Source organism: Knoellia locipacati, from assembly GCF_007992835.1.
In the GTDB taxonomy this organism is placed as follows: Bacteria; Actinomycetota; Actinomycetes; order Actinomycetales; family Dermatophilaceae; genus Knoellia; species Knoellia locipacati.
This window is the reverse complement of record NZ_BKBA01000008.1, coordinates 669,490-685,940: the sequence shown is the minus strand read 5'-3', so window position 1 is coordinate 685,940 and position 16,451 is coordinate 669,490. Positions and strand designations below refer to the sequence as shown.

Annotated in this window: 15 protein-coding genes; 3 read left to right on the top strand and 12 right to left on the bottom strand. The window is 71.2% G+C overall.

What is annotated here, in order from left to right; translation table 11 throughout:
- Positions 1-62: 62 nt before the first annotated feature.
- From KLO01_RS11540 to KLO01_RS11520, 5 genes are all read right to left on the bottom strand, one after another.
- Positions 63-1,385, bottom strand: a complete 1,323-nt coding sequence (locus KLO01_RS11540; RefSeq protein WP_147065167.1) for an AI-2E family transporter — start codon at positions 1,383-1,385, stop codon at positions 63-65.
- Positions 1,386-1,428: 43 nt separating this feature from the next.
- Positions 1,429-1,728: an Rv1322 family protein gene (locus tag KLO01_RS11535; RefSeq protein ID WP_147065165.1), complete on the bottom strand. Its 300-nt coding sequence runs from the start codon at positions 1,726-1,728 to the stop codon at positions 1,429-1,431.
- Positions 1,729-1,848: 120 nt separating this feature from the next.
- Positions 1,849-2,433 (bottom strand): hypothetical protein, encoded by a 585-nt coding sequence (locus KLO01_RS11530; RefSeq protein ID WP_147065163.1) that lies wholly within the window; start codon positions 2,431-2,433, stop codon positions 1,849-1,851.
- 166 nt (positions 2,434-2,599) lie between these two features.
- Complete coding sequence (locus tag KLO01_RS11525) at positions 2,600-5,056, bottom strand: GcvT family protein (protein ID WP_147065161.1); 2,457 nt, start codon at positions 5,054-5,056, stop codon at positions 2,600-2,602.
- A gap of 145 nt (positions 5,057-5,201) precedes the next feature.
- Positions 5,202-6,980, bottom strand: a complete 1,779-nt coding sequence (locus KLO01_RS11520) for a 3-hydroxyacyl-CoA dehydrogenase family protein (RefSeq protein ID WP_147065159.1) — start codon at positions 6,978-6,980, stop codon at positions 5,202-5,204.
- 99 nt (positions 6,981-7,079) lie between these two features.
- Between KLO01_RS11520 and nucS the strand changes: the two genes are divergently transcribed.
- Positions 7,080-7,775, top strand: coding sequence for an endonuclease NucS (nucS, locus tag KLO01_RS11515; RefSeq protein ID WP_147065157.1), 696 nt, complete (start codon positions 7,080-7,082; stop codon positions 7,773-7,775).
- Here the strand turns inward: nucS and KLO01_RS17195 are convergent.
- A complete protein-coding gene (locus KLO01_RS17195) occupies positions 7,772-8,395 on the bottom strand; it encodes a histidine phosphatase family protein (RefSeq protein ID WP_186828017.1) in 624 nt (207 codons plus the stop codon). The two genes, nucS and KLO01_RS17195, sit on opposite strands and share 4 nt — an antisense overlap.
- 96 nt (positions 8,396-8,491) lie before the next feature.
- Between KLO01_RS17195 and KLO01_RS11505 the strand changes: the two genes are divergently transcribed.
- Complete coding sequence (locus KLO01_RS11505; RefSeq protein WP_186828016.1) at positions 8,492-9,757, top strand: GNAT family N-acetyltransferase; 1,266 nt, start codon at positions 8,492-8,494, stop codon at positions 9,755-9,757.
- 11 nt (positions 9,758-9,768) lie between these two features.
- Here KLO01_RS11505 and KLO01_RS11500 read toward each other — a convergent pair whose 3' ends face one another.
- From KLO01_RS11500 to KLO01_RS11490, 3 genes are read right to left on the bottom strand one after another with little or no spacing between them, the layout of a single operon-like run.
- Positions 9,769-11,865, bottom strand: coding sequence for an ethylmalonyl-CoA mutase (locus tag KLO01_RS11500; RefSeq protein ID WP_147065151.1), 2,097 nt, complete (start codon positions 11,863-11,865; stop codon positions 9,769-9,771).
- 58 nt (positions 11,866-11,923) lie between these two features.
- Positions 11,924-12,970 carry an acyltransferase family protein gene (locus KLO01_RS11495; RefSeq protein ID WP_147065149.1) on the bottom strand — a complete coding sequence of 349 codons (1,047 nt, stop codon included), beginning with the start codon at positions 12,968-12,970 and terminating at the stop codon, positions 11,924-11,926.
- A 22-nt stretch (positions 12,971-12,992) separates the two neighbouring features.
- On the bottom strand, positions 12,993-13,325 hold the full coding sequence (locus tag KLO01_RS11490) for an STAS domain-containing protein (RefSeq protein WP_147065147.1): 333 nt from the start codon (positions 13,323-13,325) through the stop codon (positions 12,993-12,995).
- 131 nt (positions 13,326-13,456) lie between these two features.
- On the opposite strand from KLO01_RS11490, the gene KLO01_RS11485 reads away from it, so the two are divergent.
- The gene (locus KLO01_RS11485) at positions 13,457-14,122 is read left to right on the top strand and encodes a cob(I)yrinic acid a,c-diamide adenosyltransferase (protein WP_147065145.1); all 666 of its coding nucleotides are present in this window, start codon (positions 13,457-13,459) and stop codon (positions 14,120-14,122) included.
- Between the two features lie 15 nt (positions 14,123-14,137).
- On the opposite strand, the gene KLO01_RS11480 is transcribed toward KLO01_RS11485, so the two are convergent.
- The 3 genes from KLO01_RS11480 to atpD form a co-directional block, all read right to left on the bottom strand.
- A complete protein-coding gene (locus KLO01_RS11480; RefSeq protein ID WP_147065143.1) occupies positions 14,138-14,569 on the bottom strand; it encodes a DUF2550 family protein in 432 nt (143 codons plus the stop codon).
- Positions 14,570-14,588: 19 nt separating this feature from the next.
- Positions 14,589-14,858, bottom strand: a complete 270-nt coding sequence (locus KLO01_RS11475) for a F0F1 ATP synthase subunit epsilon (RefSeq protein ID WP_147065141.1) — start codon at positions 14,856-14,858, stop codon at positions 14,589-14,591.
- Between the two features lie 120 nt (positions 14,859-14,978).
- Positions 14,979-16,448, bottom strand: coding sequence for a F0F1 ATP synthase subunit beta (gene atpD / locus KLO01_RS11470; RefSeq protein ID WP_147065139.1), 1,470 nt, complete (start codon positions 16,446-16,448; stop codon positions 14,979-14,981).
- Between the last annotated feature and the right edge of the window lie 3 nt (positions 16,449-16,451).

The window sequence follows — 16,451 nt, the reverse complement described above, 5'->3', positions numbered from 1 at the left end:
GCTAGCGCGCACCGGAAGGCGCGAGCGGCGCGGTGGTGACCCTGACCGAGGCGAGCGAACGTTTACTGGTGCCGCTGCCGCGGAACGAGAACCTCGTCGACGAGCAGCAGGGCCGCAGCAGCCACGGGGATGGCGAGGAGTGCACCGAGCACGCCGAGCAACGTCCCACCGGCCAGGGCGGCGACGACGGTGACGGCGCCGGGCACCGACACCGTGCGCTGCATGATCCGCGGGGCGATGACGTAGTTCTCGATCTGCTGGTAGACGAGGTAGTAGACGCCGGCGAAGAGCGCGCTGCGCGGGTCGTCGAAGAACGCGACGAGGCAGACGAGCGTGGCACCGAGGGTGGCACCGACCATGGGGACGAGCCCGAGGAAGCCGACGAGCACGGCCAGCACCGCGGCATACGGGATCCCGAGCAGGGACATCATCACGTAGCTGAGGACCGCGTTCACGGTGGCGATGGCGACCTGGCCGATGGCGTAGGAGCCGGTGCGGCGCATGATCTCCTCGCTGAGCTGTGCCACGCGGTTGCGGCGGCTGGCGGGGACCATCGAGTAGGCGACGCGCTTCATCTTCGGCAGGGAGGCGAGGAAGTAGAGCGTGAGGATGAGGATGGTGAACGTCTGGAACACGCCGTTGACCACGGCTCGGCCGGCGCCGAGCACCCCACCGAGCACCGAGCTGATGAAGGTCTCGTCGGTGAGGCGCTTGTTGAACTCCTCGCTGATCTTGTCGACGACGTCGTAGTTCTTGTCGAGCTCCTGCACCCAGCTGGCGTTGAGGATGCGGTCGACGTAGTTCGGGGCCTCCTGGACGAGCTCGCTGCCCTGCGAGATCACCGGTGGGAAGACGAGCAGACCGAGGAGGGTGAAGACGACGATGACGCCGAGGAAGACGATGCCCACCGACAGCGAGCGGCGCAGGCCGCGGCGGCCGAGCCACTCGACGATCGGGTTGAGCGCCAGGGTGAGGAAGAGCGCGACGAGCAGGATCGTCAGCGTGGTCGCGAGTCGGCCGAGCGAGTGCCACAGACCGATGGCGATGAGGGCGCCGAGCGCGCCGACGAAGCCGAGGTAGAACGGCGAGTGCCGGTTGATCGGGCGGCCCATCTCGCCGAACTGGGTCGTGCCGGTCGACGCGGCGGTGGCCGCGGCCGTGGGTGCAGCGCCTCCGGACTCCTCGTCCGCGGCGGCGCGCGCCGGCTCGCCGTCGACGCGGTCCGCACCGTCGGTGCCGTCGCCACCGAGCAGGTCCGCGAGCAGGCTGCGCTCGAGGTGCTCGTCCTCGTGGTGGATGCGGTTGCTCTCGCGCAGCGCCGCACGCTGTCGCGTGCGGTACGCACGCCAGCTGCGTACGGAGTTCTTGCCCCAGCTCAGGTTCACGTCGCCTCCACGCCCGTCACCCTAGACGGCGGCAACGTGCAGGTCAGCGGTACGCGCCGGGGGGATGCCGCCGCTCGCGCGCGGCCCAGCAGCCGGTGTGCCAGTGGCGCCGGTCCCCCACGCCGCCGACGCCCTCCTCGGGCCACGCGACGACGTGCGGCGTCCCGGGATGGATGTCCTGCTCGCAGCCGGGACAGAGGTAGGTCCGGTCCGAGGACTCCCCCGTGAGCCGGCGGACCGCCCAGCGCTGACCGGCATACGACTCGGTCGTCGTCAGGCCGCGGCCGAGGCGCCCGAGCGCGAGGGGCACGTCGTCGCGTCGGCGACGGTTGGAACGAGGCATGCCCCCAGTCTCGCGCGGATGCCGCCCGATCCCTGCACGGGATCGCGACACCGGCCCCCCACGCACGGCGACGGTCCCGCAGCCACGAGGGCTGCGGGACCGAGGGTCCGGGGTGCGCGGTCAGGCCGTGGCCACCGCGGGGGTGCGGCGGGTCGAGCCGACCTCCTCCTCGACGGGGACCCGGCGGAGGTGCATGAAGCCGAGCAGGGCGAGGACGAGCATCCCGAGGGCGCCGGCGAAGCTGGCCCAGGCGGCATACATCGCGATCTTGCCCATGGTCCCGAAGGCGTAGGCGTTGAGCAGGAGGCCGCGCAGGGTCTCGCCGCGGAAGGCGAGCTGGACGAGGCCGGCAGCCTTCTCGTCGGTCGGGTTGGCGCGCGAGATGTTGCTCAGCTCCGAGTAGGTCTTGCCACCGGTCGACTCCTCGAGGTGGACCTTGATGTAGTGGTCGGCGTAGGCCTTGGCCTGGTCGCCGGTGAGGAGCTGCTGGCCGGCGTACTTCTCGAGGAAGGGCTTGACCGCCGGGTCGTTGAGCTGCTCGCTGCCCTTGTCGGGGAAGAAGATGTTCTGGGCGGCGAGCTGCGTGCGGACGTTGTCGCCCACGAAGTTGTTGGCCCAGGTCAGCAGGCCGCCGGCGACCAGCAGGACGATGGCGACGATGAGGCCGCCCGTCGTGAGCAGTGCATCCAAGGTGCGACGTCGCATGGTGGTTCTGACCTCTTCTGGGCTCTCGGCCCCTGGTGGTGTGTGCCTTTGTGGCACAACCACTTTCGCGTGGAGGAGGGGTCGGGCGTCAGGGACCATGGTCCCGGGTACGGGACGGTTCAACGAGATCTGGGTCACACGGCCGTGCAGCGGTCGCGCGGGCCCGTCAGGACCGCACCCGGGCGCTCGTCGGGTCGTACATCGGACGCAGCGAGACCGTCGCCGGCACCCGGGTGCCGGCGACGTCGACCTCCCAGGTGCCCTCGTCGAGCCACGCCTTGGTGACCGGGCCGTCGGACGTGGCCGAGGCGAGCCCGACCGCGCCACCGAGGGTCCAGCCGTAGGACGCCGAGCGCACATCACCCACGGCAACACCGTTGCGCAGCAACACTTCTGCGCCGAACATCAACGGCTCGGGGTCGGTGAGCAGCACCTGCACGAGCTTGTCGTGGCGCGGCTTCTCGCGCTCCGCGAGCACCGCCTCGCGCCCGACGAACTCGGTGTCGAGGTCGACGGCGAACCCGAGCCCGGCCATCTGCACCGTGTCGGTGTTGTCGATGTCGTGGCCGTAGTCGCGGTAGGCCTTCTCGAGGCGCAATGAGCCGAGCGCCCGCAGGCCGACAGGACGCAGCCCGTATGCCGTGCCCTCCTCGCGCAGCGCCCTCCAGACCCTGGCGGCGTGCTCTCGCGGGAGGTAGAGCTCGTAGCCGAGCTCCCCCACGTAGGTGATGCGCACGCAGAGCAGCTCGACCCCGGCGATGGTGATCGTGCGTGCGGTCCGGAAGGGGAAGGCGTCGTTCGAGAGGTCCGCGTCGGTGAGCGCGGCGAGGAGCTCGCGCGAGCGCGGTCCCTGGACGTTGAGCTGGCCGGTCGCCTCGGTGACGTCCTCGATGACGACGTCTGCGTCCCCGACCTGGCGACGCAGCCACGCGAGGGTGTGTCCGTGCGCGGTGTCGGAGGCCACGACGAGGAAGTCGTCCCCGCGCTTGGTCACGGTGAGGTCGGCCTCGATGCCGCCGTCCGGGCCCAGCCACTGGGTGTAGGTGATCCGGTCGACCTCGCCGTCGACGTGGCCGGCACTCACCCGCTCGAGCACGGCGCCGGCGTCGGCCCCGGTCACGCGGAAGGTCGCCATGAACGACATGTCGATGAGCCCCACCGCCTCGCGCACCGCGCGGTGCTCGGCCTCCCACTGCGAGAACCACTCCTGGCGACCCCACGACGGGGTGACCTGCGCCGTGCGCCCGTCACCGGCATACCAGTCGGCACTCTCCCAGCCCGAGACGTCCTTGAGCCTCGCGCCCCCGGCGACCATCTCGTCGTGGACGGGCGAGACGAAGGTTCCGCGACCGGTGAGGAGCTCGACGCCCGGGGTGTGGGCGGCATAGGTCTTGCCGAGCACCTCGGTCACGCGGTCGCGGCGGTAGTCGCGGTGCAGCTGGTGCGGCATGAAGCGCGCGACGTCGATGCCCGTGACGTCGACGTCGGGGCGACCGCTCGCGATCCACTGTGCGACGACGCGTCCGAGCCCGCCGCTGCTGAGGATGCCGACCGAGTTGAGGCCGGCGGCGACGAAGTAGCCCTGGAGCCCGGGCGCCTCGCCGACGGCCGGCAGACGGTCGGGCGTGAACGACTCGGGTCCGCAGAAGAAGGTGCGCACACCCGCGTCGAGGGTCACGGGGACACGGGACATCGCCGTCTCGAGGGCTGGCGCCATCCGCTCCCAGTCCGGGGGCAGCGTGCCGAACGAGAAGTCGTCGGGGATGCCGTCGAGGCTCCACGCGGCGGCCTCCGGCTCGAAGAGCCCGACCATCATGCCGCCGCCCTCCTCGCGGTAGTAGCCGTAGCGGGCGGGGTCCTCGAAGACCGGGCCGTTCGGGTCCAGGCCCGGAATCGTGTCGGTGATGAGGTAGTAGTGCTCGGCCGCCTGGTTGGGGATGACGACGCCGTGCCGCTCCCCCAGCTGGCGGGCCCACATGCCGGCACAGTTGACGACGACCTCGCACTCGATGTCGCCCGCGCTCGTGCGCACCCCCGTGACGCGCGGCAGGGCGCCGTCGGTGCGGGTGAGCACGTCACCGACGCTCACCCCCTCGACGATGCGGACGCCGAGGTTGCGCGCACCCCGGGCCAGCGACATCGTGAGGTCGACCGGGTTGACGCGGCCATCACCTGGCACGTGGAAGCCGGCGATGAGCCCGTCCATGTCGGCGTGCGGGAAGAGGTCGGCCATCTCGCGCGGGCCGATCTCGTCGACCTCGAGCCCGAGACGGCGCTGGAAGGTCGCGGTCCGGCGGTACTCCTCGAGCCGGTCGGTGTCGCCCACCGCCTCGATGACACCGACGGGGCGGAAGCCGGTGGACAGCCCGGTCTCGGCCTCGAGGCGGGCGAAGAGGTCGCGCGAGTGGAGCCGGATGTTCGTCAGCGTCTCGCTCGTGGACCCGAAGCAGGTCATGAGCCCGGCGGCGTGCCACGTCGTGCCGCTCGTGAGGCGGTCCCGCTCGACGAGGACCACGTCGGTGATCCCCTCGTGCGCGAGGTGGTAGGCGATCGAGGCGCCGATGACGCCTCCGCCGACGATGACGACGCGGGCCCGGTCCGGAAGCTGCTGCGCTGCACTCACACGCGGAGGCTACCCATCCCCGGGTGGGCGGACGGCATCCTCCCGCCGTTCGCGCGGCGTGCGGCGTGCGGCGCAGAGCGTGACGGGAGGCGCAGCCGTGGCTGCGCCTCCCGTCAGGTTCTGCGCCCCTGGCCCCCGGTGCGGGTCAGGCGTAGGTGCGGAAGCCGCGCCCCGTCTTGCGCCCGAGGTATCCCGCCGTCACGAGGTGCTCGAGCAGCGGGGCCGGCGCGTAGCCCGGCTCGCGGAACTCGATGTAGAGCTCGCGCTCGATCGCCAGCGAGACGTCGAGCCCCACCACGTCGAGCAGCTCGAACGGCCCCATCGGCAGACCACAGCCGGTCTTCATGGCCGTGTCGATGTCGTCGGCGCTGGCGTAGTTGGCCGAGAGCATCTTGATGGCGTCGTTGAGGTAGGGGAAGAGCAGCGCGTTGACGATGAAGCCCGAGCGGTCGCCGCAGGTCACCGGGTGCTTGCCGATCTCGCGGCACAGCTCCTGGACGGTGGCGACGACGTCGTCGCCGGTCGACACGGTGTGCACGACCTCGACGAGCTTCATGACCTGGGCCGGGTTGAAGAAGTGCATCCCGATGACGTCCTGCGGGCGCGACGTCACCTTGGCGCAGTCGATGATCGGCAGCGAAGAGGTCGTCGTCGCGAGGATCGCGCCGGGCTTGCAGATCTTGTCGAGCTCGGCGAAGAGCTCCTGCTTGATCTCGAGGTCCTCGGCGATCGCCTCGACGACGAGGTCGACCTCGGCGAGGTCGGAGCGCGAGGTGGAGGGGTGCAGGCGGGCGAGGAGCGCGTCGGCCTCCTCCTGGGTGGACCGGCCCTTCTCGACCGCGCGCGCCTGCGACTTCTCGATGGCGGTGCGGACCCCGGCGAGCCGCTCCTCGGTGCGCGCGACGTAGGTGACCTGCTTGCCCGCCTTGGCGAACACCTCGATGATGCCGGTCGCCATGGTGCCCGAGCCGACGACACCGACCGAGCTCACCTCGCGCAGGCTCACGCCCTCGGCGTGGCCCTCGGCAGGCGTGTGGGCGTCGGCGACGACCTCGGGCGACCCGGCCGCGGCGTACGTGTAGAAGCCGCGTCCCGTCTTGCGACCCTTGAGACCCGCCGAGACCATCTGCTTGATGATCGGGCTGGGTGCGTGGAGCCGGTCGCGCCCCTGCTTGTACATCGTGTCGAGGATCTCGTATGCCGTGTCGAGACCGATGAGGTCGAGCAGCGCGAGCGGTCCCATCGGGTAGCCGCAGCCGAGCTTCATCGCGGCGTCGATGTCCTCGCGCGTGGCGTATCGGCTCTCGAACATCGAGACCGCGTGGTTGAGGTAGCCGAAGAGCAGGGCGTTGGCGATGAACCCGGCCTTGTCACCGACGATGACCGGCTTCTTGCCGAGCCGCTCCGCGAGCGCCTTGACGTCCTCGAAGACGTCGTCGGCGGTGATGACCGTGCGGATGACCTCGACGAACTGGAGGACCGGAGCCGGGTTGAAGAAGTGCATGCCGACGACGCGCATGGGCGTGCTCGTGGACGCCGCGATCTCGGTGACCGGGAGCGACGAGGTGTTCGTCGCGAGGATGGCGTCGGGCGCGACGATGGTGTCGAGCTCGGCGAAGATCTCCTTCTTGAGGTCGAGGTGCTCCGGGACCGCCTCGACGACGAGCTGGCAGTCCGCGAGCGCGGTGAACTCGGTGGCATACGTGACGTGCCCGTGGAGGGCGTCGTGGGCGGCCTGGTCGATCTTGCCGCGGTCGAGGGCGCGCCCGGTCGACTTCGCGAGGAAGGAGCGCCCACGCTCGACGGCCTCGTCGTTGGCATCGACGGCGACGACGTCGATCCCGTTGCGCGCGAACACCTCCACGATGCCGGCACCCATGGTGCCCAGTCCGATGACGCCTACCTTGGTGAACTCGCGTGACATGGTCGGAAGTCTCCCAGACCCCGTCTGCGGTGAGGAGCGCCGCCGGGGGTGAGAGTCCTCACCGTCGGGCCGCCCGGCCGGGACCGCTAGGGTGACCCGGTGCGAGTGGTGATTGCGACCTGCAGTGTCGACTACGACGGGCGGCTGAGCGCCCATCTCCCCCTCGCGACCCGGCTGCTCATGGTCAAGGCGGACGGCTCGGTGCTCATCCACTCCGACGGCGGCTCCTACAAGCCGCTCAACTGGATGTCGCCGCCGTGCGCGATGGCCGAGGTCGAGCCCGACGAGGCCGAGCTCGCCGACGGCGTCACCGCCGTGTGGGCCGTCCAGCACGCCAAGTCCGAGGACCGGCTGCGGGTGCGCCTGCACGAGGTCCACAGCGACACGAGCCACGAGCTCGGCGTCGACCCCGGGCTCGTCAAGGACGGCGTCGAGGCCCACCTCCAGAAGCTCCTCGCCGAGCACATCACCACCCTCGGCGAAGGCTGGACCCTCACCCGCCGCGAGTACATGACCCCCATCGGCCCCGTTGACATCCTCTGCAAGGACGCGTCAGGAGCGACCGTGGCGGTCGAGATCAAGCGACGCGGCGAGATCGACGGCGTCGAGCAGCTCACCCGCTACCTCGAGCTCATGAACCGCGACCCCCACCTCGCCCCGGTGACCGGCATCTTCGCCGCGCAGCAGATCAAGCCGCAGGCCCGCACGCTCGCCGAGGACCGCGGCATACGCTGCGTCGTCCTCGACTACGACGACCTCAAGGGCATCGACAACAGCGAGCACCGGCTCTTCTAGACCACCGAGCGGTCGGCACTCCCCGGCCAGGACACGACGGTCACGTCGTCGGCGTCGATCGCGATCTCGGCCACCGCGCAGTTCGGCAGGAACATCTGCGCCGCCAGGTCGCTGCGCACGTTGCGACCCATCCGCGGCAGGGCGAACGACATCACGCCGCCGTGGCTGAAGACGAGGACGGTCTCCCCGCGGTGCAGGTCGGCGATCTCCTCGAGCGCGCCGCGGTATCGGGTCAGGACCTCCTCGCCGCTCTCGCCGCCGGGGATGACGGTCCCGAGGTGCCCGGCCCTCCACGCCTCGAACACCCCGCCCAGCTCGGGGTCGTCGTGGGCGCGGCCGGCGAGCGCGCCGACCGAGAACTCCTCGAGGCCGTGCACGACCCGTGAGGTCACCCCGAGCACGTCGGCCGCGAGGGCACCCGACTCGACCGCGCGCTGCAGACCGCTCGTGAAGACGGCGGCCACCCGTCGGCCCGCCACCGACTCCGCGAGCGCACGCACCTGGTCCTTGCCCTTGTCGGTGAGCCAGCCCCCGTCGTCGGACAGCACCCTCGCGTGCGGGTAGTCGGCATCGCCGTGGCGCGCCACGAGCAGGGTTGCGGCACAGTGCAGGTCGCTCACGGCTCCACCTTCCCACGTGGTCCCGTCGCTTCGCCCGTATGCCGTCCGCCCCGAATCCGTTCGACAGCGCCACTTTCCGGCTGGTTGGCTGAGGCAGTGACCGACGACCTCATCTTCACCACCCTCGACCTCGACGACGAGAGTCCGGCCAACACCGCGAGAGTCGCCGGCTGGCTCGACGCGGTGATGCGCGGCTTCCACCAGGGACGCGCCACCGACGGGTTCCGGACGAGGTGGCTCGCGGTGGCGCGGGCCGACGGCGTGGTCAACCGCGGCGTCTGGGACACGAGCTCGCTCGGGCTCTCGAGCGACGTGCCGGTCGCGACGTTCGCCCACTTCACCAAGCCCCTCAACGCCGGTGCGGCCGTCGTGGACGCGTGGATGATCTCGGACGTCACGGTCGCGCCGACGCACCGCCGACGTGGGCTCATGCGCCGCCTCATGACCGAGAACCTCGACTCCGCCGTGGCCGCGGGGATGCCGGTCGCCGTGCTCACCGCCTCCGAGGGAGGCATCTACCAGCGGTTCGGGTTCGGACCCGCGACCCGCGAGGCCCGGGTGCGCGTCGACACGTCGTCCGCGTTCCGGCTGCGACACGCGCCCGACGACGGGGGCCGGGTCGTCATGGCCGACCCCGCGGAGTCGTGGCCGGCGGCGTCCGCGGCGTTCGCCCGCCACCACGAGACGACCCGCGGCGCCCTCGCGCGTCCGACGTTCTACGAGCACTGGATCAGCGGCTACGACTGGGACGAGCAGGGCGAGAGCCGCAGGCAGCGTGTCGGCGTGCGCGTCGGACCCGACGGACAGCCCGACGGCTACGTCGTCTACGAGGTCAAGCGGGGCGACGAGACCGAGGTCAAGGTGTCCGACCTCGTCGCAGGGACGCCGACGGCATACCTCGCGCTCTGGCAGTTCCTCGCTGACATCGACCTCGCACGGGTCGTCGTCGGCCCGGCCCCGGCGGTGGACCCGCTCGCCCACGCGCTCGTCGACCACCGGGTCCGGCGGGTGACGTCACTGCCGGACCACCTGTGGGTCCGCGTCCTCGACCTCGCAGCGGCGCTCGAGGCGCGGCCGTGGTTCGCCGACGGCTCGCTCGTGCTCCGCGTCGAGGACCCGCTGGGCCATGCGGACGGCACCGTGCGGCTCACCGCCGAGGGCGGCCGCGCCACGGCGGCCCCGTCGACGGAGCGCCCCGACATCACCCTCGACGTCGAGACGCTCGGGACGATGTGGCTCGGTGACGTCGCCGTGGACCCGCTCGCGCGAGCGGGACGGGTCACCGGCGACGACGCGGCGCTCGCGAGGTTCGCGGCGCTGGCCGACGGCGGCCCGTCGCCGTACTGCAGCACCCACTTCTGACGCCTGCGACGTCAGGCGTGGGTGGGCTGCGCCGGCTCCGTCTGGCGTGACTCGCGGATGACGTCGACGAACCTGCTCATGATGTCGTTGAGCCCGAAGTCCTTGGGTGTGAAGACCTCGGCCACGCCCAGCGCCTTGAGCCGGGCGGCGTCGGACTCGGGGATGATGCCGCCGACGATGACGGGGATGTCACCGGCACCGGCGTCGCGCAGCCGCTCGAGCACCTCGGGCACGAGCTCCATGTGCGAGCCCGAGAGGATCGAGATGCCGACGAGGTGGACGTCCTCGGAGACGGCGGCGGCCACGATCTGCTCGGGCGTGAGCCGGATCCCCTGGTAGATCACCTCGAAGCCGGCGTCGCGCGCCCTCACGGCGATCTGCTCCGCCCCGTTGGAGTGGCCGTCGAGGCCGGGCTTGCCGACGAGGACGCGGAGCGTCTCGCCGAGCTCGTCGCGCAACCGCCCGACCCGCTCCCGCACCGCAGCGAGCTCGGCGCCGGCAGCGCCTCCGGTGAGGCCGACCGACCCGGTGACGCCCGTAGGCGCCCGGAACTCGCCGAACACGTCGCGCAGCGCCTGGGCCCACTCCCCCGTCGTCACCTCGGCGCGGGCGCACTCGATCGATGCCTCCATGAGGTTCTCGTCGGTCGCCGCGGCCTCGCGCAGGCGCGCCAGGGCCCTCGCCGCACGCTCGCGCCGCTCGGGGTCCGCGTCACGACGCTCGCGCCACTCGCGCACGGCGGTCGCGGCCGCCGCCTCCACGCCGGCGTCGACCGTCTGGATGGCGGTGTCGAGGTCTGCGGTGAGCGGGTTGGGCTCGGTGCTCTCGAACCGGTTGACGCCGACGATGACGTCCTCGCCGGCCTCGATCCGCTGGCGGCGCAGGGCGTGCGAGGCGACGAGCGCCGACTTCATGTAGCCGCTCTCGACGGCCGCGACGGCGCCACCCATGTCCTGGACGCGGGCGATCTCCGCCTTGGCGCCGGCGACGAGCTCGGCGACCTTGGCCTCGACGACCGTCGAGCCCTCGAAGAGGTCGTCGTACTCGAGCAGGTCGGACTCGAAGGCCAGCACCTGCTGCATGCGCAGCGACCACTGCTGGTCCCACGGCCGCGGGAGGCCCAGGGCCTCGTTCCACGCAGGCAGCTGGACGGCCCGCGCCCTCGCGTCCTTGGACAGCGTGACGGCGAGCATCTCGAGCACGATCCGCTGGACGTTGTTCTCGGGCTGGGCCTCGGTGAGCCCGAGCGAGTTCACCTGCACGCCGTAGCGGAAGCGCCGCTGCTTGGCGTCGGTGACGCCGTAGCGCTCGCGCGTGAGCTCGTCCCACAGCTCGACGAAGGCGCGCATCTTGCACATCTCCTCGACGAACCGCACCCCGGCGTTGACGAAGAACGAGATCCGCGCGACGACCTCGCCGAAGCGCTCCGGCGGCACCTGGCCCGCGTCGCGCACCGCGTCGAGGACGGCGATCGCCGTCGACATCGCGTAGGCGATCTCCTGCACGGGCGTCGCGCCGGCCTCCTGCAGGTGATAGCTGCAGATGTTGATCGGGTTCCACTTGGGGATCTCGGCGACGGTGTAGCTCACCATGTCGGTGATGAGCCTCAGCGAAGGCGCCGGCGCGAAGACGTAGGTCCCTCGCGACAGGTACTCCTTGATGATGTCGTTCTGGGTCGTGCCCCCGAGCGACCGCACGACGTCGGCCGGGTCCTCACCCGCCGCGACGGCCTGGTCCTCGGCGGCGACCTGGTACATCGCGAGCAGCCACATCGCGGTGGCGTTGATCGTCATCGAGGTGTTCATCTGCCCGAGCGGGATCTCGTCGAACAGCGCCCGCATGTCGCCGATGTGCGAGATCGGCACGCCCACCTTGCCGACCTCGCCGCGCGCGAGGACGTGGTCGGGGTCGTAGCCGGTCTGCGTCGGCAGGTCGAAGGCGACCGAGAGCCCCGTCTGGCCCTTCTCGAGGTTGCGCCGGTAGAGCGCGTTCGACGCGGCGGCACTGGAGTGGCCGGCATACGTGCGCATCACCCAGGGGCGGTCGCGCTCGGGACGCGCGGGGGCGGCAGCGGCGGGCGCGGCCTCGGCAGGGGGCTGGTCGGACATGCAATCGACGCTACCGGCGGGTCACCTGTCGAGACAGGGTCTCAGGCGGTGAGAGTGCTCACGCCGGGACGCGTTCGCGCGGGCGCCGCGCGGGCGACATCCGGTCGACGAGCACCTCGAGCGGCCCCCGTCCGAGGAAGCGCGCCCACGCCCACGCCGCCAGCACGCTGACGACGACGAACCCGCTGAACGGCAGCCACCCGCCGTCAGGGAACGCCGGGATGACCGGGACGAGCAGGGCGACGTGCGCGACGTAGAGCGACAGGGCGACCGTGCCGATGAGCGCCAGCGGGCCGAGCACCGTGGGCTCGCTCCCACGCCGCTTCCCCGCGATCGCGGTCGCCATGACGAGCCCGTATGCCGCGAGCGCCAGGCCGTTCTCCTGCAGCTGGTCGGCGTGGTCACCGGAGAAGACGACGGGGAACCCGAGCAGGTCGGCGGCGAAGCTGGCCCAGAGCATCGTCAGGCCGCCCATGAGGCACCACCACGACGTCCGCTCGTCGTCGAGACCGCGTCGGGCCAGGACCGCGCCGACGAGGAAGAGTGGCAGCAGGGTGAGCACGCGGTAGTGGGTGTTGAGGACGAGCCACTCGACGAGCGGGTTCGTGGCCCAGCCGGCGCTCGGGGCGACCCCGCCCGGGACGCCACCACCGGCGCGCGTCACCGCGTCGATGACGGAGGGCCCGGCGAGGACGAGCGCCACGGCGATGCCGAGCAGCCACCGCGAGCCGAGCACGAGCAACGGGGTGCCGACGATGACGAGCAGCCCGAGGATGTGGAGGATGACGGCGACCCAGTGGTCGAGCTGCTCGAGACCGACGCCGAGGACGATGAGGGCCACTCCACGCACCATCGCCCGCGCGAGCCCCCGCGACATCGAGGGCCCCGGGAAGACCAGACCCGCGGCCACGCCCATGACGAGCGCGAACAGCGGCGAGGCCAGGTCGTTGACTTGGAGCAGGACGAACATCACGCCCTCCGACACGCGCTCGCTCACGAACGGCAGGGCGTGGGCGATGACCATCGCCACGACCGCGAGACCGCGTGCGGCATCGAGACCGAGGACCCGGCGGGGGGCGGTCGGTGCCGGCGGTGCGGACGTCACCCCGACAGCGTGGCAGAGAGCGTCAGCCGGCGGCCGACGTCACCGCGGACACGGGCGAGCCCACGGAGCCGACGAGGTGGCTCATCCGGGCTCGGCGCAGCAGCCGGTGGGTGCGGTCGTCGGCGTCGACGATGCAGAAGGTGCGCGCCCCACGACGGGCGCGACGCTGGCACTCGACGATGACGCCGAAGCCGGTCGCGTCACCGATCTCGCACTCGGCGAGGTCGAGCAGCAGGTCGTCGCTGCCGTCGTCGACGATGCGGTGCAGGACCATCCGCAGGTCGGGGACGGTGTGGACGTCGAGACGCCCGCGCAGCGAGACGTGGTGGCCGGACGCGTCATGGTGCTCGTCCAACGTGACGATCGTGTGTCCACGGTGATCCACGTTCGCCTCCCTTCCGTCGGCCTCCAGTGAACCCGCCCCTCGCCCCTCACCGGGAATGCCGCCGGTAAAGACTGGGCAAAGAGATCTGGCAGGCTCAGCGCATGGTCAACCTCACGCGCATCTACACCCGCACCGGTGACGACGGCACGACCGCCCTGGGCGACTTCAGCCGCACCCGCAAGACCGACCCCCGGCTGGCGGCCTACGCCGACGTCAACGAGGCGAACGCGGTCATCGGCGTCGTGCTCGCCACGGGGACCCTCGGCGACGACGTCCGCGCCGTCCTCACGCGCGTCCAGAACGACCTCTTCGACGTCGGGGCCGACCTGTGCACCCCGCTCCTGGCGAACCCCGAGTACCCGCCGCTGCGGGTCAAGGGCGAGTGGATCGACGAGCTCGAGGCGGACTGCGACGCCCAGAACGCCAAGCTCGACAAGCTGCGCTCGTTCATCCTCCCCGGTGGCACCGTCGCCGCCGCCCACCTGCACCAGGCGACGACCGTCGTGCGCCGGGCCGAGCGGGCGACGTGGGCCGCCGTCGAGGCGCACGGCACCGAGGTGGGCACCGCCAAGGGTGAGGGCGGCGTCAACCCCACGACCGCGGCATACCTCAACCGCCTCTCGGACCTGCTCTTCATCCTCGCCCGGGTGGCCAACCTCGATGCCGGCGGCGACGTGCTCTGGCAGCCCGGCGGCGGGCGCGCCGAGGCACCGGCCAAGGGCTCCGGGGCGTCCGGTGGGGACGACCCGGGCACCGACGACAACTGAGGCCCGGGGTCGCGCTCAGGCCACGTTGACGTTGTAGCCGGGCGGCGAGCTCTCGAGCCAGGCACGCACAGCGGTGTATGCCGCGGGGCTCATGGCCAGCTCGTAGGGCCTGGACCCGGAGTGGCCGAGGACGCAGACCGCGTCCGGGGGGAGCCCCGGGACCGCGTCAGCGAGCCGCTGCGGTGCGCCGAGGTCGAGGTCGTGACGCACCCACGAGTGCGCTGGCCGCGGGGACGGGCCGACGACCGAGAACCAGTCGAGCCGCTCCCCCGAGATCCGGGCCAGGCCCAGCCGCCACCGGCTGTGCTCGCCGGCGCTGATCGCGCACAGCATGAGCGGCTTGCCGCCGGCGATCCAGCGCCGTCGCAGCCAGACGTAGACGATGAACGCCACGACGAGGGCGAGCGCCACCGCGAGCACCAGCTCGACGGCGACGATCGGCGTCATGGCGCGACCCCGGCTCTCGTCAGCTCTTCAGGCCCGAGGCGTCGACGGCCTCGGCGAGGATGGTGACGCGGTCGTGGTCCACGGAGAGGAAGCCACCGTCGATCGTCGCGGTGCGGACGCCGCCCTCACCGTGGATCCGGACCTCGCCCTGGACGAGGACTCCGAGGATGGGCGTGTGGCCGGGCATGATGCCGAGCTCGCCGTCGATGGAGCGGGCACTCACCTGGCTCGCCTCGCCCTCCCAGACCTTGCGGTCCGCGGCGACGAGTTCAACCTGCAGCTGGCTCACGTGTTCCTCCGGGAAGTGGTGTGGAGATGAAGTCTAGCGGCGCGGGCCGGGTGCCTCGTCGCCGTATGCCGCAGGGCCGACACCGCGCGCGGCATCGGCCCTGCGATCGTGCACGGTCGGTCAGAGGTTCTTCTGGATCTCCGCGGCCTGGCGCTCGACGTCGTCGAGGCCACCGCACATGAAGAACGCCTGCTCGGGGAAGTGGTCGAAGTCGCCGTCCGCGATCTTGGTGAACGCCTCGATCGTGTCGGCCAGCGGCACGGTCGAGCCCTCGATGCCGGTGAACTGCTTGGCGACGTAGGTGTTCTGGCCCAGGAAGCGCTGGATGCGGCGCGCCCGGTTGACGAGGATCTTGTCCTCCTCGGAGAGCTCGTCGATGCCGAGGATCGCGATGATGTCCTGCAGCTCCTTGTTGCGCTGGAGGATCTGCTTGATCCGCACCGCGGTGCTGTAGTGGTCCTCGGCGATGTAGCGACGGTCGAGGATGCGTGACGTCGAGGTCAGCGGGTCCACGGCCGGGTAGATGCCGAGCGAGGCGATCTCACGCGAGAGCTCGGTCGTCGCGTCGAGGTGCGCGAACGTCGTCGCCGGCGCGGGGTCGGTGTAGTCGTCGGCCGGCACGTAGATCGCCTGCATCGAGGTGATCGAGTTGCCTCGGGTCGAGGTGATGCGCTCCTGGAGGGTGCCCATCTCATCGGCGAGGGTGGGCTGGTAGCCCACCGCGGACGGCATACGACCGAGGAGGGTGGAGACCTCGGAACCGGCCTGCGTGAAGCGGAAGATGTTGTCGATGAAGAGCAGCACGTCCTGGTTCTGGACGTCGCGGAAGTACTCGGCCATGGTCAGGGCCGAGAGGGCGACGCGAAGACGCGTGCCCGGCGGCTCGTCCATCTGGCCGAAGACCAGTGCGGTCTGACCGAGGACGCCGGCCTCCTCCATCTCGACCATGAGGTCGTTGCCCTCACGGGTGCGCTCGCCGACACCGGCGAACACCGAGACACCACCGTGGTTGCGCGCGACTCGGGCGATCATCTCCTGGATGAGCACGGTCTTGCCGACACCGGCACCACCGAACAGGCCGATCTTGCCACCCTGCACGTAGGGGGTCATGAGGTCGATGATCTTGATGCCGGTCTCGAACATCTGGGTCTTCGGCTCGAGCTGGTCGAAGTCGGGCGCCTTGCGGTGGATGCCCCAGCGCTCGGTGACCTCGAAGGTCTCGCCCTCCTCGAGGTTGAGCACCTCACCGGTGGCGTTGAAGACCTTGCCGAGGGTGGCGTCGCCGACGGGCACGGTGATGGGGCCGCCGGTGTCCTGGACCTTGGCGCCGCGGACGAGGCCGTCGGTCGGCTGGAGCGAGATGGCGCGGACCATGTTGTCGCCGATGTGCTGGGCGACCTCGAGGTTGAGGTTCTTGTCCTCGCCGCCGAGCTCGACGGAGGTCGTGAGCAGGTTGTACTGCTCGGGCATCGCGTCCGCGGGGAACTCGATGTCGACGACCGGGCCGATGATGCGCGAGACCCGGCCGATGCCGCCGGGCTGGGTGGCGTCGTCGGCGGCGTTCGGGGTGTCACTGACAGTGGCAGTCATGGG